The organism is Pseudomonas sp. LBUM1641, from assembly GCF_059716235.1.
Genome location: NZ_CP166815.1, coordinates 6,995,435 through 7,016,659 on the forward strand (window position 1 = coordinate 6,995,435; position 21,225 = coordinate 7,016,659).

The 21,225-nt window shown below is 61.5% G+C and carries 15 protein-coding genes; 8 read left to right on the top strand and 7 right to left on the bottom strand.

Annotated elements, in window-relative coordinates; translation table 11 throughout:
- Positions 1 to 21 precede the first annotated feature (21 nt).
- Positions 22 to 1,584 (bottom strand): MocR-like pyridoxine biosynthesis transcription factor PdxR, encoded by a 1,563-nt coding sequence (gene pdxR, locus ACA046_RS32350; protein WP_497675632.1) that lies wholly within the window; start codon positions 1,582 to 1,584, stop codon positions 22 to 24.
- Positions 1,585 to 1,674: 90 nt separating this feature from the next.
- On the opposite strand from pdxR, the gene ACA046_RS32355 reads away from it, so the two are divergent.
- The 3 genes from ACA046_RS32355 to ACA046_RS32365 are packed head-to-tail and all read left to right on the top strand — an operon-like array spanning position 1,675 to position 3,438.
- Positions 1,675 to 2,310, top strand: coding sequence for an FMN-binding negative transcriptional regulator (locus ACA046_RS32355; RefSeq protein WP_497675633.1), 636 nt, complete (start codon positions 1,675 to 1,677; stop codon positions 2,308 to 2,310).
- Complete coding sequence (locus tag ACA046_RS32360; protein WP_497675634.1) at positions 2,307 to 2,753, top strand: GNAT family N-acetyltransferase; 447 nt, start codon at positions 2,307 to 2,309, stop codon at positions 2,751 to 2,753. The genes ACA046_RS32355 and ACA046_RS32360 overlap by 4 nt, the downstream gene beginning before the upstream one ends.
- 13 nt (positions 2,754 to 2,766) lie before the next feature.
- Positions 2,767 to 3,438, top strand: coding sequence for a GNAT family N-acetyltransferase (locus ACA046_RS32365; RefSeq protein ID WP_459024833.1), 672 nt, complete (start codon positions 2,767 to 2,769; stop codon positions 3,436 to 3,438).
- Positions 3,439 to 3,658: 220 nt separating this feature from the next.
- Here the strand turns inward: ACA046_RS32365 and ACA046_RS32370 are convergent, their stop codons facing one another.
- Positions 3,659 to 3,934 (bottom strand): helix-turn-helix domain-containing protein, encoded by a 276-nt coding sequence (locus tag ACA046_RS32370; protein WP_087694596.1) that lies wholly within the window; start codon positions 3,932 to 3,934, stop codon positions 3,659 to 3,661.
- A gap of 343 nt (positions 3,935 to 4,277) precedes the next feature.
- On the opposite strand from ACA046_RS32370, the gene ACA046_RS32375 reads away from it, so the two are divergent.
- The 3 genes from ACA046_RS32375 to ACA046_RS32385 all read left to right on the top strand — a co-directional run bounded on the left by ACA046_RS32375 (position 4,278) and on the right by ACA046_RS32385 (position 9,875).
- Positions 4,278 to 7,250: an autotransporter outer membrane beta-barrel domain-containing protein gene (locus tag ACA046_RS32375; RefSeq protein WP_497675635.1), complete on the top strand. Its 2,973-nt coding sequence runs from the start codon at positions 4,278 to 4,280 to the stop codon at positions 7,248 to 7,250.
- A gap of 111 nt (positions 7,251 to 7,361) precedes the next feature.
- Complete coding sequence (locus tag ACA046_RS32380; protein ID WP_497675636.1) at positions 7,362 to 8,690, top strand: autotransporter outer membrane beta-barrel domain-containing protein; 1,329 nt, start codon at positions 7,362 to 7,364, stop codon at positions 8,688 to 8,690.
- Between the two features lie 111 nt (positions 8,691 to 8,801).
- Positions 8,802 to 9,875 carry a hypothetical protein gene (locus tag ACA046_RS32385; RefSeq protein ID WP_497675637.1) on the top strand — a complete coding sequence of 358 codons (1,074 nt, stop codon included), beginning with the start codon at positions 8,802 to 8,804 and terminating at the stop codon, positions 9,873 to 9,875.
- A 74-nt stretch (positions 9,876 to 9,949) separates the two neighbouring features.
- On the opposite strand, the gene oadA is transcribed toward ACA046_RS32385, so the two are convergent.
- Positions 9,950 to 11,758: a sodium-extruding oxaloacetate decarboxylase subunit alpha gene (oadA, locus tag ACA046_RS32390; RefSeq protein WP_076013216.1), complete on the bottom strand. Its 1,809-nt coding sequence runs from the start codon at positions 11,756 to 11,758 to the stop codon at positions 9,950 to 9,952.
- An 11-nt stretch (positions 11,759 to 11,769) separates the two neighbouring features.
- Complete coding sequence (locus ACA046_RS32395; protein WP_003213442.1) at positions 11,770 to 13,185, bottom strand: acetyl-CoA carboxylase biotin carboxylase subunit; 1,416 nt, start codon at positions 13,183 to 13,185, stop codon at positions 11,770 to 11,772.
- Positions 13,186 to 13,381: 196 nt separating this feature from the next.
- Here ACA046_RS32395 and ACA046_RS32400 point away from each other — a divergent pair, with 196 nt between their 5' ends.
- Positions 13,382 to 14,356 (top strand): LysR family transcriptional regulator, encoded by a 975-nt coding sequence (locus tag ACA046_RS32400; protein WP_076013217.1) that lies wholly within the window; start codon positions 13,382 to 13,384, stop codon positions 14,354 to 14,356.
- Here ACA046_RS32400 and ACA046_RS32405 read toward each other — a convergent pair.
- The 3 genes from ACA046_RS32405 to ACA046_RS32415 all read right to left on the bottom strand — a co-directional run bounded on the left by ACA046_RS32405 (position 14,286) and on the right by ACA046_RS32415 (position 18,608).
- Positions 14,286 to 14,483, bottom strand: coding sequence for a PA3496 family putative envelope integrity protein (locus ACA046_RS32405; RefSeq protein ID WP_076013218.1), 198 nt, complete (start codon positions 14,481 to 14,483; stop codon positions 14,286 to 14,288). The genes ACA046_RS32400 and ACA046_RS32405 overlap by 71 nt on opposite strands.
- A 222-nt stretch (positions 14,484 to 14,705) precedes the next feature.
- Entirely contained in the window at positions 14,706 to 15,572 is an 867-nt protein-coding gene (hexR, locus tag ACA046_RS32410; RefSeq protein ID WP_010168370.1) for a transcriptional regulator HexR, read from the bottom strand.
- A 162-nt stretch (positions 15,573 to 15,734) separates the two neighbouring features.
- Entirely contained in the window at positions 15,735 to 18,608 is a 2,874-nt protein-coding gene (locus ACA046_RS32415; protein ID WP_459024841.1) for a putative bifunctional diguanylate cyclase/phosphodiesterase, read from the bottom strand.
- 279 nt (positions 18,609 to 18,887) lie between these two features.
- Between ACA046_RS32415 and uvrD the strand changes: the two genes are divergently transcribed.
- Complete coding sequence (gene uvrD / locus ACA046_RS32420) at positions 18,888 to 21,071, top strand: DNA helicase II (RefSeq protein ID WP_459024843.1); 2,184 nt, start codon at positions 18,888 to 18,890, stop codon at positions 21,069 to 21,071.
- Positions 21,072 to 21,225: the final 154 nt, after the last annotated feature.

The window sequence follows — 21,225 nt, forward strand, 5'->3', positions numbered from 1 at the left end:
TCGGTTGCCGCCGGTTGCGCCTCAGCGCGTAACCGGCGCGCGCCAAACCTGGCTCAAGCGCTTCAACGCCTGGCTGATCTGCGCCTCGGGCACGGCAGCAAACCCCAACACCAATCCTGCACGCTGATCCAGCGGTGTAAGCGAGTCCGGCAACCAATAGCTGCTCAGGCCATTGACCTCCACACCCACCGCCGCTGCCTGTGCGATCAGCGCCTGTTCCCGCGCCAGACTATCGACCCGCACGGTCAAGTGCAGCCCGGCCGCCACTGACGGGAGGCGGCCAACGCCATCGATACCAGCGGGCCATTCGGCCACCAGCGCATTGAGCCGGCTCTGCGCGGCTCGGCGCATGCGGCGCACATGGCGTTGAAAGTGCCCGGTCGCCATGAACTCCGCCATCACCGCTTGAGTGCTGACTTCCGAGTGGCGCACGTCCACCGCACGGCGACGGGCAAAGGCCTGGACCAGGCCGACCGGCAACACCAGGTAACCCAGGCGCAGCGCCGGAAAGGCCACCTTGCCGAAGGTCCCGACATACAGCACCCGCCCCGTACGATCCAGGGCCGCCAGCGGAGCCAGGGGCGCGCCGCTGTAGCGGTACTCACCGTCGTAGTCGTCCTCGACGATCCAGCCGCCCGTACGCTCGGCCCAGGCCAGCAGTTCCAGGCGCCGGGCCAGGCTCATCATCACACCCGTTGGGTATTGATGCGATGGGGTGACGTAGGCCAAGCGGCAACTGCCGAGGCCGTTCAAGGCAGCGCAGTCGATGCCCTCGCTGTCCACCGTCACGCCATGCAATTGGCCCCCCGCCACTGCGAACGCATGGCCCGCCGCCCGATACCCCGGATTTTCAATCGCAACTGCATCGCCGGGCTCCACCAGCAACTGTGCACAAAGGCTGATTGCCTGCTGCGCGCCACTGGTGATCACTATTTGCTCAGCACTGCACTGCATGCCGCGAGAACTGCGCAAATAGGCAGCAATCAATCCACGCAGGCGCTCGTCGCCTGCCGGGTCGCCATAACACAGTTGCTGCAAGTCCGGCTTGCGCCAGAAAGCCGCATTCAGCTTGGCCCACACGTCGAAGGGGAACAGATCAAAAGCCGGTACGCCCACCCTGAAAGCCCTCGGCGGACCGCTGGGTGGAAGTGCCAAATGATTGTTTTCCACCCGCGCCAACGCACCGCTGTGGATAACTTGACTGGACGAAACCCCAGGTAAATCCGGCCGTTTTGTGGATAACCCTGGGGATAAGCCTGTTGATAACCCTGTGGACACTTTTGTGGATAGTTTTTTTCCGGGAGTCGGCGTCTGTGGCAATTGCGCGACATAGGTGCCATCACCCACTCGGCCTTCGATAAATCCTTCGGCATACAGCTGGTCGTAAGCGCGGACCACGCTATTGCGTGAGATCGACAACGCTGCCGCCAGGTCGCGGCTGGCGGGGAGCCGGGTGCCACTGACCAGCCGGCCATCCAATACCCGCTGGCGCAGCGCCTGATAGAGCTGGCGCGTGAGGCCCTGGCGGCGGTCCAACTCGATACCCGCCGGGTTGAACGAGAGCGGTGGTTCTAACGCAGGCATGGAATTGGACCTATGAAATTGACTGTAGATGGCTCTTACAACGAACCAATAGCCTGCCTAGGATGCAGGCATTCGCCAAGGAAAATCTTCATGTACACACCACGCGCCTTTGCCCTCGACGACTTGCCCGAAATCCAGCAACTGATCCAGCACACGCGCCTGGCGCAACTGGTCACTTTCGGCGAGCAAGGCCTGCAAGCCAGCCATTTGCCGCTGCTGCTCAACCCCGATGAAGGGCCCAACGGCACCCTTTACGGGCACATGGCCAAGGCCAATCGCCAGTGGCAGGACCTGCAAAATGGCGGCGAGGCCCTGGTGATTTTTGCCGGTGCCGAGGCCTACGTCAGCCCGTCGTTTTACCCGGCCAAAGCCGAACACGGCAAAGTGGTGCCGACCTGGAACTACATCGCGGTACATGCCTACGGCACCGGCGAAGTGTTCACCGACGCCGAGCGCCTGCTGGAGCTGGTCAGTGCCCTCACCGACCGCCATGAAGGCAAGCGCGCCCAACCCTGGAACGTCAGCGATGCGCCGGCCGATTACATCGACGGCATGCTTAAGGCCATCGTCGGCTTTGCCCTGCCCATCCAGCGCCTGGAAGGCAAACGCAAACTAAGCCAGAACCGCAGCCCGGCAGACATCGCCGGGGTTCGTGAGGGCCTCGCGGCCAGCACCGATGTGCGCGACCAGACCCTCGCCCGCTTTATCCCCAAGGAGCCATCATGAGCCAGATCGAAATCCGCCAGGTCAGCGCCGCCGACCACGCCGCATGGCTGCCCCTGTGGCAGGCCTACATGCGTTTTTACAACACCGAGTTGCCCGACGCCGTCAGCCAGAACACTTGGCAACGCCTGATCGACGCCCATGAGCCGACCCATTCGGCCCTGGCCTGGCAGGACGGCAAGGCCGTAGGCATGGTCAACTTCATCTACCACCGCTCCAACTGGAGCATCGAAAACTCCTGCTACCTGCAGGACTTGCTGGTAGACCCGGCCCAACGTGGTACCGGCGTCGGCCGCAAACTGATCGAATTCGTCTACGCCACCGCCAAGGCCGACGGCTGCTGCAAGGTCCACTGGCTGACCCACGAGACCAACGCCACCGCCATCCAGCTATACGAACGCATCGCCGAACGCCCCGGCTTTATCCAGTTTCGCAAAGGTCTTTAAGGAGAAGCACAGCATGACGACATCATTGGCCGACTGGAAAGGCGTCCCGGCGCCCACCGTCACCGTTATCGAAGGGCGCTTCATCCGCCTGGAAAAACTAGACCCGGCCCGCCACGGCGATGACCTGTTCAACGCCCTGCAAGGCCCCGGTGCTGATCCGAAGCTGTGGGACTATTTGCCTTACGGCCCGTTCCCCGAGCGCGCCGCCTTCGACGCCTGGCTGAACAACCACGCGTCCCACAGCGACCCGTACTTCTTCAGCGTGATCGACAAGGCCAGCGGCGACGTACAAGGCATCCTCAGCCTGATGTCCATCGTGCCCGAGCAAGGCCGCATCGAAATCGGCCACGTGACCTTCGGCGCGCCGATGCAACGCTCTCCGAAAAGCACCGAGGCGGTGTACCTGCTGGCCAAGCACTCGTTTGAGCTGGGCAATCGTCGCCTGGAATGGAAGTGCAATAACGCCAACGCCCGCTCCAAAAATGCGGCCGAGCGTTTGGGATTCAGTTTTGAAGGGGTGTTTCGCCAGCACACCGTGGTCAAGGGCCGCAACCGGGATACGGCGTGGTATTCGATCCTGGATGGGGAATGGCCGGCGATTGGAGCGGGGTTTGAGCGGTGGCTGTCGGATGAGAACCAGGCAGGTTCGGGTCAACTGAAAACGCTGGTGGAGTGCCGTACCTAAGCCGCCCTGCCACCCCCTGAGAAATGTGGGAGCGGGCTTGCTCGCGAAAGCGGTGTATCAGTCACAAATGTATTAACTGACACACCGTCATCGCGGGCAAGCCCGGCTCCCACATTGTATCTTCAGCGTATCCGAACCTTGCGCTCAGCCGACGCGAATAGGCGAGCATCCATACCTTGAAATACTTGCTCACGATCAAACACCACGCCATCGCCTTTTCCTACAAGCTCCTGCGAACCTTCACCACTCCCATCTTCAACCCAAACGGCCTGAACACTGCGTTCAACGACTTCAGCGTCTGATTGCCCTCGCCATGTTCGATGTGCACCAACGTGCGTACGGAAATTTTGCACATCTTGGCAAACTGGCTCTGGTGCAGCCCAGTGACTTCCGTTCGCAGCCGGCGCACCGCCTCGGCTATTTCCAGCGTTCCCTCGGCCAATGCATCCTGAATGCTTTCGATCAACCGGGTTCGTTCTTCAACCGTCAGGCTCATTTCAATCCCCACTGTGGCAAGTTCTTTAGAGCGATACCGGGATGATTCATTGTCACGGCGGGCAAGCCACTCGCACTCAGAATGTCTGTAATGTCAGGCTGAACATGGCTTTGACCTGCAATTTAGTGCGTTCTTTTAGGAACGAAAGAGGCTTTAAATGCAATATAGTGCAAACCAGAGCCCTGAACATCCTTAAGAACTGCATTAAAATGCATTTATCTCAAGATAACGTCATAGAAACTGCAATAAATTGCAAATTCCATCCCGTCACCTCCCCGCCATCATTCTGTAAAAAACCTCCGCTATACAGGTCGACTCTTTTCCAAAAACAAGGTCGCCCGCCATGCCCCCTTCGCCCCAGCGCCTTGCGCTCACTCTCGGCCTGCTGGTCAGCAGCGGTTTTGCCGATGCGGCGCCCACGCCAACCAAGACGCTGCAGATCGACACGCCCACCACCACCGGGCAAACCCTGGGTGGCAGTGACTCGTTGACGATTTCGGCACCGGGCAGCATCACGACTTCCAAAGTCGCAGTGACCTTGAAAGACGGCACCACCGGTAATGGCGTGGTGATCGACAACTCCGGCAGCATTACCTCCACGGGTGGCCGGGCCATCGACAGCAGCGGCAGCCTCTCCGGTACGCGCAACTACAGCATCTACAACCGAGCCGGCGGCGTGATCCAGGGTGCCAACGACGCGCTGCGCATCGACAGTAATTTCGCCAGCGGCAGCCTGTTGATCGACAACAGCGGTACCATTCGCTCCACCACCGGCCAAGGTCTGGACCTGGATGCGATCCGCAGCTCCAACGTCACCACCACTATCATCAACCGCCAGGGCGGGCTGATTCGCGGTGACGCCAGCGACGGCATGAAGACCGGCGGCAACGCCAGCATCACCAACTACGGCGAGATTTCCACCGGCGACACCCACTCGCGCGATGACAAATTCGATGGCGTCGACATCGACTCCGCCACCGGCGTGACCGTCACCAACTACGGCCTCATCTCCGGCGGGCGCCACGGCATCACCACCGACCTGGGCGCCACGCTGACCAACTACGGCACGGTGATCGGCCGTAACGGCTCGGGCTTTGGCTCCGACGGAGACGGCACGGTGATCAACCACGGCACCATCACTGGCGCATTCTCCGGACTGCAGCCAGATGGCGACGGCGACGGCGTGGACATCGACAAGATCGCCCACATTGAAAACTACGGAGTCATCCAGGGCGTGGGCGCCGGTGGCGTCGACAAGAACGGCTTTGCCAACGGCAGCGAAGGCATCGCCCTCGGCGGTGGCTATGTGTTCAACGGTGTCGGCGCGCTGGTGAGCGGGGCCAATAACGCGGTGCTGGTGGACGACGGCAGCGACGGCCCGGGACTGGCAGCCACGACCCTGATCAACCACGGCACCATCCAGGGTCTGGATGGCTTCGGCGTGAAGTTCGTCGGCGAGTTTGCCGACACGGTGGTCAACGCTGGCTTGATCAGCGGCAGTAATGGCCTGGCCCTGGATATGGGCGGCGGCGATGACAAGCTGACCCTGCTCGGCGGCAGCCGCTTTGTCGGCGTGGTGGATGGCGGCGCCGGATATGACCGCGTGATCATGGACGACGCCGCCGGCGGCAGTTTCGGCGACAGCCGCAACTTTGAATGGCTGGACGTGAAGCAAGGCACCTGGACCCTCACTGGCAGCGGTGACTTCAGCGATGGCGGCGAGATTTTCAGCGGCGCCAAGCTGATCAACCAAGGCGGGATCGCCGGCAACGTGACCGTCGATGAAGGCGGTATTTATGCCGGTGGCGGCAGCGTCGGCAGCCTGTTGGTCAAAGGCACGTTGCAGACCAACACTGCACTCGGCACCGCCAGCATCACCCGCGACCTGACCATGACCAGCGGCTCGACCCTGGCCTATGGCGTGAATGCCGACGGCAGCAGCGCACCGGTTCAGATCGGTGGCACTGCCTATCTGAACAGCGCGACCCTGGCGGTCAATCCCGGCACCGGCACCTACCCGTGGCAGAGCCACTACACGGTGCTGCAGGCCGGCAGTATCAATGGCACATTCGGCAAGGTCACCAGCGACTATGCCTTCCTCACCCCCACCCTGGATTACAGCCCTACCCAGGTTGGCCTGACCTACACCCGCAACGACGTGGCCTTCAATCAGTTCGCCAACACCGGCAACGGCACCCGCGCCGCCAATGCCCTGGCGAGCCTGGGCAACAACAACCCGCTGTATAACGCCCTGCTCAACACCACCAACAACAGCGCCGGTGCCGCCATCGAGCAACTGGCGGGCAGCAGCACTGCCAACCTGACCAGCGCGACCCTCGGCGCCAGCGCCCAGGTCGGCAACAGCATGCTGAGCGCCATGCATCAACTGGGCGGCGGCGCAGGATTGCTGGTGGGCCTTGATCAAAAAGACACCCCCGTACTGGCCGCCACTGGCGTACCCGCCGAAGCCCGTAACCTCAACGATCCGAATGCCAGGGGCCGCCTGTGGCTGCAAGGCATCGGCAGCTACGGCAAGCTCGACGGCGACCACGGCAGCAATGGCCTGACCCAGCGCACCAAGGGCAGCGTGCTGGGGGCCGATTGGGCGCTCGATTCGGACTGGCGCGTGGGCGTACTGGGCGGATATTCGAAGACCGACCTGGACACCACCGGCGTCGATGGCAGCGTCGACAGCTGGCACGCCGGTGTCTACGCCATGCGCCAGAGTGGACCGCTGGCCTTGCGCCTTGGTGCTGCCTACAGTGGGCATCAAGGCGACAGCAAACGCACCGTGACCTTCGACGGTTTCAGCGATCGCCCCAAAGGTGACTACGACGCCAACAGCCAACAAGCCTTCGCCGAACTGGGTTATGCCCTGGGCAGCGGGCGTCTGAGCGCCGAGCCGTTCGCCAACCTCGGTTACCAGCGCTACCACCGCGACAGCTATAACGAAAAAGGCGGCGCCGCCGCGCTGCGTGTCGATGGGCAAACCCAGGACAATTTCAGCAGCACGTTCGGCCTGCGCCTGGCGCACCTGAGCCAGCTCGACAATGGCATCAGCCTCACGCCCCGGGTCAGCGCCGGCTGGAAACACACCTACGGCGATGTCGACAGCAGCACTCGCCAGGCCTTCCTGATGGGCGGTACCGCGTTCAACGTCGAAGGCAGCGCACTGGACCGTGACAGCTTGATGCTGGAGGCCGGGCTGGATGTTGGCCTGTCGGCCCGCCACACGCTGGGCGTGGGCTACAGCGGCGAAATAGGCAGTAACAGCCGCAATCACGGGTTGATCGGGCAATGGCAGATGAGTTTTTAATCGCAGCCCACTAGAGACATCTCCGGCAAGGCAGGGGTGGATAGCCTGACATTTATCCGCCCTTTACCTCGCTAGATTTCCCGACCTCATACATCAAGAGGTTCGGTTTAGATGCCACTCCTACAGAAACAACTCGCTGTCGCCATCACCTTCGCACTGGGAGCCACCAGTGCTCAATTCGTCCTGGCACAAGGGGAGATTGATCCAGACAGCGAGTGGTTCACCCCACAGCCGGTGGTCGGCCAACAGGGCCACCTGTATCCCAAGCCACCCGAGCCCACTCCCGACTTCTACTTCGCCGACCAAGCGACCACCCGCAACGGGCAGCAGGTCGCTCGCGTGCTGGACTCCGCCGTGGACACCCTTCTCGAGTCGGGAGAACTCAACGAATGGGATGAGTACGAAATGGAAAGTGTCGCCCGGGAACTCGGCAATCTGGCACCCGGCCGTGTGGGTGCGGTCCTTGAGCAACTGGCAGGCAGCCAGAACGCCAACCTCGGCACCGCCACTCAAGACAGCATGAAACAGCTCAATAGCAGCCTGCTTTCAGCCATGCGCCAACTGAGCGACGGTCGCAACGTCAGCGATGGCGCAGGCAATGGCCGCGTCTGGCTCCAGGCTCTGGGCGACACTGGCAAGCTCGACGGGCAGCACGGTAGCGCGGGGCTGGATCGCCGCACTAAAGGCCTGATGCTGGGTGGCGACTGGGCACTGAACGACGCCTGGCGAGTGGGGGTGATGGGCGCCAAATCTGCCAGCGACCTGAGCGCCAAACGCTTCAAGAGTGATCTGGACAGCTGGCACCTTGGTGGTTACGCGGTGCGGCAAGACGGGCCACTGGCTCTGCGCTTGGGTGCGATCTACAGCAGCCATGCCGGCCAAACCAAACGCTCCGTGGACTTTGACTTCGTTGATTATCGCGAGCAGGCCAAAGGCAAATACAACGCCCAAAGCCAGAACGCTTTCGCCGAACTGGGCTATCAACTGGACAAGGGCAGCTTCAGCGTCGAACCCTATGCCGGTGTCGGCTACCAGCGCTATCACCGTGACCGTTACACCGAAAAAGGCCGTTTTACCGCGCTGAACGTCGGCACCCAGACCCAGGAAAACCTCAGCAGCACCTTCGGCCTGCGCATGGCCAGCGCATTTGAAATGGACAACCGGATGACCTTGAAACCGCATCTAAGCACAAGCTGGAAGCATCTCTACGGCGACGTGGGCAGCAGCGTGCGCCAATCCTCCGCCTGGGTAAAACGACCGACCTTCAACAGTGACTTCAACATCGAAGGCACCTCCCTTGACCGTGACAGTCTGGCCTTGCAAACCGGGATCGACCTGGCACTCTCGGCGCAACAGACCGTGGGCTTGGCCTACACCGCCGAGGTCGGCAGCAACAGCCATCAACAAGGACTGATGGGCAACTGGCAGATGGCGTTCTAACCTTGGTGAATTGAGGAACAATCCCGCAAGCATCGGCCCAATGTCCTGACAGTCATCAACCCGGGTTGCTCGCTACATTCCGGTCTCTTTTACCCAAGAGGCCGGAACATTATGTCGTCGACAATCCCGTACTTTCCTTCCATGGGCTCCCTGCTGGCCTACGGCACTCGGTCATTGGCCGAGGCCGTGGCGCCTCGGCCACCTTCAGCCGCCCCGGTCGGCGCAAACTTCACCTCCATCTCCGTAACCCTCAACAGTGGGGCAGGACTGGATATCGATAGTGTCAGCCAGCTGATTTCCCCCTACGCCAAAACCGGCCCACGCACTTCACTGCGAGGCGTCGAAATCACCAACTCACCTACCGCCACGACCCAGGGCCTTTCAAGCGCCGGCCAGAACCCTGTCTGGCTGGAAAACCAGGGCCTTATCGAAAACAAAAAGGGTACCGGGGTAAAACTTGCGGGCAACCAGGCAGACGAGGTGGTGAACGCAGGCCTGATCAAAGGCAGCAACGGCATTGCCCTGGACATGGGCGGCGGCGACGACCTGTTGATTGTGCGCAGCAGCGGCGGTTTCGACGGCGCAGTCGACGGAGGCAGCGGCACCAACCAGGTGCTCCTGGACAGTGCCAAGGGTGGCAGCTTTGACGGCGCCAGCCAGATGCAACACCTGTGGGTGGGCAGCGGCGCCTGGACCTTGACCGGCCCCGTGCCCGCCAACCAGAAGGGCGAGGTCTACGCCAACGCGACCCTGGTCAACAAAAGCCGAATCGGCGGGGAGATGCACATCCGCCCGGGAGGCACCTACACGGGTGGCACCGTCGGCAGCCTGAATGTTGCGGGCACCCTGCTGCTCGACCCAGCCACCAAGTCGCAGACAAGGGTCAAGGACACCTTGCGCCTTGAACCGGATTCGACACTGGCCTTCAAGGTCGGCACGGATGAAACCCACAGCACGTTGAAAGTCGACAACCGCGCCGTCCTGAACAACGCCACGTTGAACATCGAAGTCAGCGCCGAGACCGACCAGCTCCTGGCGCGGCAACTACGGGTGGTTGATGCCCAGCAGGTTGACGGCGAGTTCGGCACGGTTACCAGCAACCTGAAGGCCTACACCCCGGAGCTGATCTACACCCCAACCGGCGTTTTTGTGGCGTTCAAACCCAAGGAAGCCGTGGCGGCCTGAGGGCAAATCACAGGCGAAAAAAAAGGGGGCACATGCCCCCCCGAGGATTAAGCGGTAGTGTCGAAGGCTGTCAGTCAGCCTTCGATTTCAATCAGGATTTCGCCCGGGTTGACCCGGTCGCCCTTGGCCACGTGAACGGCGGTGACCTTGCCGGCGATAGACGCCTGTACTTCGGTCTCCATCTTCATCGCTTCAGTGATCAACACGGCCTGGCCGGCCTTGACCACGTCGCCTTCCTTGACCAGCACGTCGACGATGTTGCCCGGCATCGCCGTGCTGACATGACCCGGCTCGGTGGCGTGCTTGCGCTTGCTGCCGCCGCTGCTGACGAATTCGTTGAGCGGTTCGAACACTACTTCTTCGGGCATGCCGTCGATGGACAGGTAGAAGTGGCGCTTGCCTTCAGCCTTGACGCCAACGCCGGTAATATCCACGCGGTAGCTTTCGCCGTGCACGTCGATCACGAACTCGGTCGGCACACCTTCACCACCGGCGCGGGCCACGCCGCCGGCTTCAGGAATCGGCAACAACACTTCAGGGCTCAAGGTGCCGGCATCACGCTCTTCGAGGAACTTGCGGCCGATGTCCGGGAACATGGCGTAGGTCAGCACGTCTTCTTCGGACTTGGCCAGCGCGCCGATTTCGCCGCGCAGCTTGGTCATTTCCGGCTTGAGCAGATCGGCCGGACGGACGTCGATCACCTCTTCGCTGCCGATGGCCTGGCGCCGCAGTTTTTCATTCACAGTGCCCGGCGCCTTGCCGTAGCCGCCTTGCAGGTACAGCTTCACTTCGTTGGTGATGGTCTTGTAGCGCTCGCCGGCCAGCACGTTGAAGAACGCCTGGGTGCCGACAATCTGCGAGGTCGGGGTAACCAGCGGCGGGAAGCCGAGGTCTTCACGCACCCGCGGGATTTCAGCCAGCACTTCGCTCATGCGGTTCAGCGCGCCCTGCTCTTTCAACTGGTTGGCCAGGTTGGAAATCATCCCGCCCGGTACCTGGTTGACTTGCACACGGGTATCGACCGCCGTGAATTCGCTTTCGAACTGGTGGTACTTCTTACGCACGGCGTAGAAGTACAGGCCGATTTCCTGCAGCAGTTCCAGGCTCAGGCCGGTGTCGAACTCGCTGCCTTTGAGGGCGGCGACCATCGACTCGGTGCCCGGGTGGCTGGTGCCCCAGGCGAAGCTGGAGATGGCGGTGTCGATATGGTCGGCGCCGTTTTCGATAGCCTTGAGTTGGCACATCGCAGCCAGGCCGGCGGTGTCGTGGGAGTGGATGAAGATCGGCAGGCTTTGCTCGGCTTTCAGCGCCTTGACCAGTTCGCCGGTGGCATACGGCGTCAGCAGGCCGGCCATGTCCTTGATCGCGATCGAGTCGCAACCCATGGATTCCAACTGCTTGGCCTGGGCCACGAACGCTTCGACGGTGTGCACCGGGCTGGTGGTGTAGGCGATGGTGCCCTGGGCATGTTTGCCCGCCGCTTTCACCGCTTCGATGGCCACCCGCAGGTTACGCACGTCGTTCATCGCATCGAAGATGCGGAACACGTCGATACCGTTGACGGCAGCTTTAGCGACGAAGGCTTTGACCACGTCGTCGCTGTAGTGGCGGTAGCCCAGCAGGTTCTGGCCGCGCAGCAGCATTTGCAGGCGCGTGTTGGGCAATGCCGCACGCAACTTGCGCAGGCGCTCCCACGGGTCTTCTTTCAGGAAGCGTACACAGGCGTCGAAGGTCGCGCCGCCCCAGACTTCCAGGGACCAGTAGCCGACTTTGTCGAGCTTGTCGCAGATCGGCAGCATGTCGTCGGTGCGCATGCGGGTCGCCAGCAACGATTGGTGGGCGTCGCGCAGGATGGTGTCGGTTACGAAGATCTTCTTGCTCATTCTTATATTCCTCACAGGCCTGCGTGGGCGGCGATGGCGGCGGCGATGGCCAGGGCCAGCTCTTCGGGTTTGCGCTTGATCGAGTAGTTGGTCAGCTCAGGGTGGCTTTCCACGAAACTGGTGTTGAACTGGCCGCTGCGGAATTCCGGGTTGCGCAGGATTTCCTGGTAGTAGGCGGCGGTGGTCTTCACGCCTTGCAGGCGCATGTCGTCCAGGGCGCGCAGGCCACGGTCCATGGCTTCTTCCCAGGTCAACGCCCACACCACCAGCTTCAGGCACATGGAGTCGTAGAACGGCGGGATGGTATAGCCGGTATAGATCGCCGTGTCGGTGCGCACGCCGGGGCCGCCGGGTGCGTAGTAACGGGTGATCTTGCCGAAGCTTGGGAGGAAGTTGTTCTTCGGGTCTTCGGCGTTGATCCGGAACTGCAACGCGAAACCACGGTGCTGGATGTCTTCTTGCTTGACCGACAGCGGCAGGCCCGACGCGATGCGGATCTGCTCACGCACAATGTCGATACCGGTGATTTCTTCGGTGATGGTGTGCTCCACCTGCACCCGGGTGTTCATCTCCATGAAGTACACCTCGCCCTCGGCGAGCAGGAACTCCACGGTGCCGGCGTTCTCGTAGCCCACGGCCTTGGCTGCGCGCACCGACAGGTCGCCGATGTAGGCGCGCTGTTCAGGGGTCAGCTGGGGGCTCGGGGCGATTTCGATCAGCTTCTGGTTGCGGCGCTGAATCGAGCAATCACGCTCGAACAGATGCACCACGTTGCCAAAGCTGTCACCGAGGATCTGCGCCTCGATGTGCTTGGGATTGACGATGCATTTTTCCAGGAACACTTCCGCCGAACCGAACGCCTTGGTGGCTTCGGAAATCACGCGAGGGAAGGCTTGTTCGAGTTCTTCACGGCTGTTGCAGCGACGAATGCCGCGACCGCCACCACCGGAAGTGGCCTTGAGCATCACCGGGTAACCGATACGGTCGCCTTCGGTGAGGGCTTCAGCGATGTCAGCAACGTTGCCTTCGGTGCCAGGGGTGACCGGCACACCGGCCTTGATCATGCTGCGGCGGGCTTCGGTCTTGTCGCCCATGCGGCGAATCACTTCTGCCGACGGGCCGATGAATTTGATCCCGCGTTCGGCGCAAATGTCTGCCAGCTCGGCGTTTTCCGAGAGGAAGCCGTAGCCGGGGTGCAGCGCGTCGCAACCGGTTTCCACCGCGAGGTTCACCAGCTTGCGCGGGTTCAGGTAACCGGCCAGCGGCTCGGCACCGATGCTGTGGGCTTCATCTGCGCGCTTTACATGCAGGGCATGGCGATCGGCATCGGAATAGACCGCGACCGAACGAATACCCATCTCGGCGCAAGCACGCACGATACGTACGGCAATCTCACCACGGTTGGCGATCAGGATCTTTTTTATCACTTGGAAATTCCCTTGAGCCGATTGCTAGCTACTTCGACCCGCTGGAGCCGGGTCGGCGCGTGACCAAATGTTTCAAGCCAATCGCGAGACACACACTATGCCCCTGCAGGGATTAACAAAAATCAATAATAATTGGGTTGTGTATAAGTAAAGACTTATAGTCAGCGCATCAGAGGGCGACGGGAGGGTTTTAACAATGCGTAAGTCATTGATGCGTATGACATTGCGTCAGTTGCAGATTTTCAATGAGGTCTGTGATTTGCGCTCTTACAGCCGCGCAGCTGAAGAAATGTCTCTCACGCAGCCGGCCGTTAGCCTACAAATCAAGCAGCTGGAAGAGCTACTGGGCCAGCCGTTATTCGATTACGTCGGCAAAAAGCTCTATATGACTGAAGCAGCCGAAGCGTTGCAACGGGCCAGCCGAGACATCTTCGGCCGCCTGGAAAACCTCGATATGCAGCTCTCCGACATGCAGGGCTCATTGCAAGGCCAGCTGAAACTGGCGGTGGAATCCAGCGCCAAGTACTTCGTGCCGCACCTGTTTGCCGCCTTCAAGCGCCAGCACCCGGAGGTCAACCTGCACCTGACGGTGGTCAACCGCGCCCAGGTGATTCGCAGGCTGTCGGACAACCGTGATGACCTGGTGATCATGTCCATGGTGCCCCAGGACATGGGCCTGGAATTCCTGCCGTTCCTGAACAACCCGATTGTTGCCGTGGCGCCCCACGACCATCCGCTGAGCCATCAAGGGCCGCTGCGTTTGCAGGACCTGGAGCCTTACACGCTGCTGTTGCGCGAACCAGGGTCCGGGACACGGATGGCGTGCGAGGAGTACTTCAAGGAGAAGCGCGTGCACTTCACCCAGACGGTGGAAGTGTCCTCGGCCGAGGCGCAGCGAGAGTGCGTGACCGCAGGGTTGGGCGTGGCACTGCTGACGCGCCACGCGGTCAACCTGGAACTGGCCACCGGCGGGCTCAAGGAGCTGCCGGTGGAAGAACTGCCGCTGTACCGCAGTTGGTGCCTGGTGCAGGCCAAGGCCAAGCGTCTGTCACCGGTGGCCCATGCATTCCTGGGCTTTATCCGCAGCGAGCGGCTACAGATCAGCGCGCTGGCTGAGCGCTTCGCTGGGCAGCCGCGGGTGCCTGCCAATGAAGTTCCGGATAGTCACTGATGCTCTGTTGCAATTGACGCTGATCGCAGCGGTCTTCAATTGCACGACGGAAGGCCATGCGGCGCTGGTCTTCCTGTTGGCGACGAGTCTTGACGGTGCTGTTGCTTTCTTCGTATTGCCGAGCCATTTCGAGTCTCCCAATGCGAGTACGGGGAGTTCAGGATGGGCTTGGGCAATGACGGTTTAGCGGCACGGGGATGACAGGACGATGAATCTTCCGGGGCAGAACCCAATCAACATGTGGGAGCGGGCTTGCTCGCGAATGCGGTGGGCCAGCCAGCATATTCAGTGACTGACACTCCGCATTCGCGAGCAAGCCCGCTCCCACAATTGGTCCGCGTACAAACTATCAGTCGTCGAGCGCTTTTACGGATTTGGGCGACAACCGAAGGCTGCGCAAGCTGCGCTTCACGCTCTTGAGGTGGTTGACCAGGCTCGGGCCGCGCGCCATGGCCACGCCCATCGCCAGCACGTCGATCACCACCAGGTGGGCGATACGCGAGGTCAATGGCGTGTAGATTTCAGTGTCTTCGTGCACATCGATCGCCAGGTTGACGGTCGACAGCTCCGCCAAAGGCGTCTGGCTCGGGCACAGGGTAATCAGGGTCGCGCCGCTTTCACGCACCAGGTTGGCGGTGATCAGCAAATCCTTGGAGCGGCCGGACTGGGAAATGCAGATCGCCACGTCGGTGGGCTTCAACGTCACCGCCGACATCGCCTGCATGTGCGGGTCACTGTAGGCCGCCGCAGTCAGCAGCAAACGGAAGAATTTGTGCTGGGCATCCGCCGCCACCGCGCCGGACGCGCCGAAACCATAGAACTCCACGCGCTGGGCCTGGGACATGGCGGTCACGGCTTTTTGCAGTTCCACCGGGTCGAGCTTTTCCCGCACTTCCATCAGGGTATGCAGGGTGGTGTCGAAGATTTTCAGGCTGTAGTCGGCGACGGAGTCGTCTTCGTGAATCGCGAACTGCCCGAAGCTCGCACCGGCGGCGAGGCTCTGGGCCAGCTTGAGCTTCAAGTCCTGGAACCCGGAGCAACCGATGGCGCGGCAGAAGCGCACGATGGTCGGCTCGCTGATGCCCACGCTGTGGGCCAGGTCGGCCATGGAACTGTGCATCACAGCCGCAGGGTCAAGCAGCACGTGATCGGCAACCTTGAGTTCCGATTTGCGTAACAGGTGGCGCGACTGGGCGATATGTTGCAACAGGTTCAAAGGGCTGGACTCTTGTTATTGGCAGACGCCAGGGATGTAGCAAGCTTGTAGTTATACTACAAGAATTACCGATTTGCCCGCTCGATGCATCACTTAATCACGCTGCTGCCCGCTGAAACAGCGGGCAGGCTCGATGTAGCCCCGCGTGCGGCTTGGGCATAACTACGGAAAATCGGCATTTTTTCGTAACAAATCCGCCAGACCGTCCGCTTCCACCGGCCGACTGATCAAATAGCCCTGCACTTCATCGCATTGCTCGGCCCGCAGGAAATCCAGCTGCTGCTGATCTTCCACGCCCTCGGCCACCACCTTGAGCGACAGCCCGTGGGCCATGGCGATGATTGCACGGGTGATCGAGGCATCTTCGCGGCCCTGCCCTAGGCCGCGGATGAAGGTCTGGTCGATCTTCACGTAATCCACAGGAATGCGCTTGAGGTAGCTGAGAGACGAGTAGCCGGTGCCGAAATCATCAATCGCCAGTTTCACACCCAAGTCGCGCAGTTGCTGGAAGGTGGAAATGATGTGCTCGACACTGTCGAGCAGTTGGCTTTCGGTCAGCTCCAGCTCCAGGTACTGCGGATCAAGCCCGGTTTCTTCCAGCACCTGGCGCACCAGGCTGACCAGCTTCCCTTGGCGCAACTGATGCACCGACAGATTGACCGACACCCGAATCGGTTCCAGCCCCTGGCGCTGCCACTCACAGGCTTGCCAGCAGGCCTGGCGCAACACGAACTCCCCGAGCGGTACGATCAATCCGGTTTCTTCGGCCAGCCCGATAAAGTCCCCCGGCGGCACCATGCCCCACTGCGGATGCTCCCAGCGAATCAACGCCTCGGCGGCATTCAGCTTGCCGCTGGCCAGGCACAGCTTGGGTTGGTAGAACACGGTGAGTTGGCGCTCATCAATCGCCTTGCGCAGCTGGTTTTCCAGCTGCAAACGCTCCAGGGTGCTGGCCTGCAGGCTGTCGGTGTAGAACTGGAAATTATTCCCGCCCAAATGCTTGGCGTGCTGCATCGCCATGTTCGACTGGCTGACCAGTGCGGATATTTCCCGCGCATTGTCGGGCAACAGGCTGACACCCATTGAGGCGCTGACCACCAGCTCATGCCCTTCCACCGTCACCGGCACCCGCAACTTGGCCAGCAGCCGCGTGGCCACCCGCGCCAGGCTCGACAGGTTGCCGTACGCATCGAACAGCACGGCGAATTCATCGCCAGAGAGCCGCGCAATGGTGTCGGCCTCGGGCAAGGCATTGATCAAGCGCCGGGCCATTTTCTGCAATAACTGATCGGCCACTTCATGCCCGAGGCTGTCGTTGAGCAGCTTGAAACGGTCCAGGTTGATATGCAGCAAGGCCAGGCTGCGGCCGCCTTGGCGCACCCGTTGATGGGCTTCGCGCAGCCGTTCGCGGAATAGCGAACGGTTGGCCAACCCGGTCAATTCGTCGTAATGCGTGAGGTAGCGCATGCGCTCCTCGGATTCGCGCCGCGCGGACAGATCAGCGAAGAAGCCGACGATGTGGCTGACATTTCCCCGAATATCCCGCACTACATTGAGTTGCAGCCATTGTGGGTAGAGTTCGCCATTCTTGCGGGTTTCTACCAGCTCGCCCTGCCAGGTGCCGTGACTGAGCAGCGCCTGGCGGATCACCGGGAAATGGCGACGCGCGTCGCGGCTGCTGGGCAGTTCGACGACATTGCGGCCGATCATGTCATCAATATCGAAGCCGGTGACGCGGCTGAACGCCTGGTTGACCGCAACCAGCACATAGTCCGGGTTCAGGATCACGATGCCTTCGCTGGCCGCTTCGAACACCGTCGATGCCAGGCGCTGCTGTTCTTCCAGGACCTTGCCGGCGCTGATGTCGCGGCGGGTGCCGAGCATCCGCGTGACGCGTCCACTGGACGAGCGCTCCACGGCGCGGCCACGGTCCTGAATCCACACCCAATGGCCATCGCCATGGCGCACCCGGTATTCCACCAGGTAATCCTCGCTGCGGCCTTTCAGGTGTTCCACCAGCGCACGCTTGAGCAGCGGCAAATCATCCGGGTGCAGCCGCGGCTTGAGATGGCTGAGCATCGCCGTGACGTATTCCGGCTCCAGGCCGAACAGTTCCTTGAGTTGGGTGTGGTGGACCTCGTCGGTTTGCAGGTTCCAGTCCCACAGACCCAGTTCGCTGGCCTGCAATGCCATCGCCAGGCGCGCCTCGCTTTTGCTCAGGGCCAGGCTGGCGACATCCAGTTCCTGGCTACGCTGATCGACACGCTGCTGCAGGCCGATCTGCGCCTCACGCAGCTCTTGCTCGACCTGGCGTCGTTGCTCCACTTCACGCACCAGTTCCTGATTCAGCTGCTCGCTGCGCTGCTGCGCTTGCTGCAGATGCTCGATCAACGCCTGGTTCTGGAAGCGCCTGAGCAGCCCACGTTGAATCAAGCGATTGACCTGCCACGCCACCAGGCTTAAAGACGCCAGCAAAATCAGGCCCAGGCAACCCCAGCCTTGCTGCTGCGGGTCACCGCTCCAGAACAGATAGATAATCGCCGGCACCAGGCAGGGCAAGGCAAACGACAGGAATGCTGGCAGGCTGACGGCGTAGGCCACACTGGCGGACAAGGTCGCCGCGCCGAGCAAGCCGAACACCCAGGCCTGCTGCGCGAAGCTGTCCACCGGCACCAGGGCGATGGCAGCACTGGCCAGCGTCAGGCCGCTGATGGCCGAGCCCAGCATGAACATTCGGCGCCAGATCGGCTGTGCCTGGCGGCTCGGCATAGCGGACTCGAACGCCGCCACCTGAATCACCCGCAGGGCCACCAGCGCCAGCAGCCACACCAGCCAAATGCTGTCCAGCAGGTAGCGCTGCGGGCTCCAGAGCAACCAGGCGCAGACCAGTCCGTTCACCAGCATTAATAAGGTAGGCAGCAGTGAGCCTTGATACAGCAGGCGCGTGCGCTCGACCGCCATCTCCATGGCGTAGTGTTTGCGGATAACCTGCGCCGGCGCCACCGAAGGGCCAGCCAGGTCAATGCTAAGGGTCATAGGCAGTGTTCTTATAATGGTGAGCCCGAAACGTCGACGGAGCATACACAAGCAAACGCTCGGGCCAAACTGCTCCACGTCATAAAAACAGCGCGACAATCAGGCGCAAACCTTGGAGCCAGACAGCTTGAGTGAGACAGGGCGCGGGCTGCGGCCAATGACCGACCGGTCATCACCGTGAATAGATTGCTGCCTTATCCAGTGTAGGCCCTGAAGTTTTCCCGCGACCATCCGGCATTGGGATTTGCCCGACTCCCCCGGGCACCCTAGAATGCGCCGATGCGCGATGATCTCTCCCTTTTGCTGAACTCCCTCAACGATGCCCAACGCCAGGCCGTAGCAGCCCCCGTTGGCCGTCAGTTGGTCCTGGCCGGTGCTGGCTCCGGTAAAACCCGAGTGCTGGTGCACCGTATCGCCTGGTTGATCCAGGTCGAGAACGCCTCACCTCACTCCATCCTGTCGGTGACCTTCACCAACAAGGCCGCTGCCGAGATGCGTCATCGCATCGAGCAGTTGATGGGCATCAGCCCGGCCGGCATGTGGGTGGGCACCTTCCACGGCCTGGCGCACCGCTTGTTGCGGGCCCATTGGCAGGAAGCCGGCCTCGCCCAGACTTTCCAGATTCTCGACAGCGACGACCAGCAACGCCTGGTCAAGCGGGTGATCCGCGAGTTGGGCCTGGATGAACAACGCTGGCCGGTCCGTCAGGCCCAGTGGTTTATCAACGGCCAGAAAGATGAAGGCCTGCGCCCGCAACATATCCAGGCCAGCGGCGACCTGTTCCTGGCCACCATGCGCAGCATTTATGAAGCCTACGAAGTGGCCTGCCAGCGCGCCGGCGTCATCGACTTCTCCGAATTGCTGCTGCGCGCCCTCGACCTGTGGCGCGACAACCCGGGCTTGCTGGCGCACTACCAGAAACGCTTCCGGCACATCCTGGTGGACGAGTTCCAGGACACCAACGCCGTGCAGTACGCTTGGTTGCGCTTGCTGGCCAAGGGCGGCGACAGCCTGATGGTGGTGGGCGACGACGATCAGTCGATCTACGGCTGGCGCGGCGCGAAAATCGAGAACATCTACCAGTACAGCGACGACTTCCCGGACGCCGAAACCATCCGCCTGGAGCAGAACTACCGCTCCACGGCCGGGATTCTCAAGGCCGCCAACGCCTTGATCGCCAACAACACCGGGCGCCTGGGCAAAGAGTTGTGGACCGACGGCGGCGAAGGCGAGGCGATCAACCTGTACGCCGCCTTCAACGAACACGATGAAGCGCGCTACGTGGTGGAAACCATCGAAAGCGCCCTGAAAACCGGCCTGGCCCGCAGCGATATCGCGATTCTTTATCGTTCCAACGCCCAATCACGGGTGCTGGAAGAGGCCTTGCTGCGCGAGCGCATTCCGTACCGTATCTATGGCGGCCAGCGCTTCTTCGAACGTGCTGAAATCAAGAACGCCATGGCCTACCTGCGCTTGCTGGAAGGTCGCGGCAACGATGCGGCGCTGGAGCGGGTGATCAATATCCCGGCCCGCGGCATTGGCGAGAAGACTGTCGAAGCGATTCGTGACCATGCACGCCACAGCGATGTGTCGATGTGGGAAGCCATGCGCCTGCTGATCGCCAACAAGGGCCTGACCGGCCGTGCTGCCGGTGCCTTGGGCGTGTTTGTCGAGCTGATCGAGAACCTGGCCGCCAAGTGCATGGAAATGCCTCTGCACCTGATGACTCAGACCGTGATCGAGCAGTCCGGCTTGATCGCCTACCACGAAGCGGAAAAAGGCGAGAAAGGCCAAGCCCGGGTAGAAAACCTTGAGGAACTGGTCAGCGCCGCCCGCGCGTTCGAAAACAACGAAGAAGACGAAGACCTGACGCCACTGGCGGCATTCCTCGGCCACGCTTCGCTGGAAGCCGGCGACACCCAGGCTGACGAGCATGAAGACAGCATCCAGCTGATGACCTTGCACAGCGCCAAGGGCCTGGAGTTCCCGTACGTGTTCCTGGTGGGCATGGAAGAAGGCCTGTTCCCCCACAAGATGAGCCTGGAAGAGCCCGGCCGCCTGGAAGAGGAACGCCGCCTGGCCTATGTGGGCATCACCCGGGCCATGCAGAACCTGGTGATGACCTACGCCGAAACCCGGCGCCTGTACGGCAGTGAGACCTACAACAAGGTGTCGCGCTTCGTACGTGAAGTGCCGAAAGGACTGATTCAGGAAGTGCGCCTCTCCAACAGCGTCAGCCGACCGTTCGGCGGCGGCCAGCAGCAGAACTCCAGCAGCATGTTTGCCGGTTCTGAAATTCCCGAAACGCCGTTCAGCCTTGGCCAGCAGGTCAAGCATGCGGTCTTCGGCGAAGGCGTTATCCTCAACTTCGAAGGCGCCGGTGCCCAGGCCCGGGTGCAGGTGAACTTCGCCGAAGGCAGCAAGTGGCTGATGATGGGCTACGCCAAGCTCGAAGCAATCTGAAACAACTGCAGAACATGAAGGATGTTGGCCCGCCCTTGTATTTGGCAACGGTGGGGCCAATATCTGTACTAAGTCCTACAGACGATTCGGTATTGGCCCTACGCAAAAGCCCGAAACATTATGCCGCTGGCCACTGCCAACACACCTGTGCAAC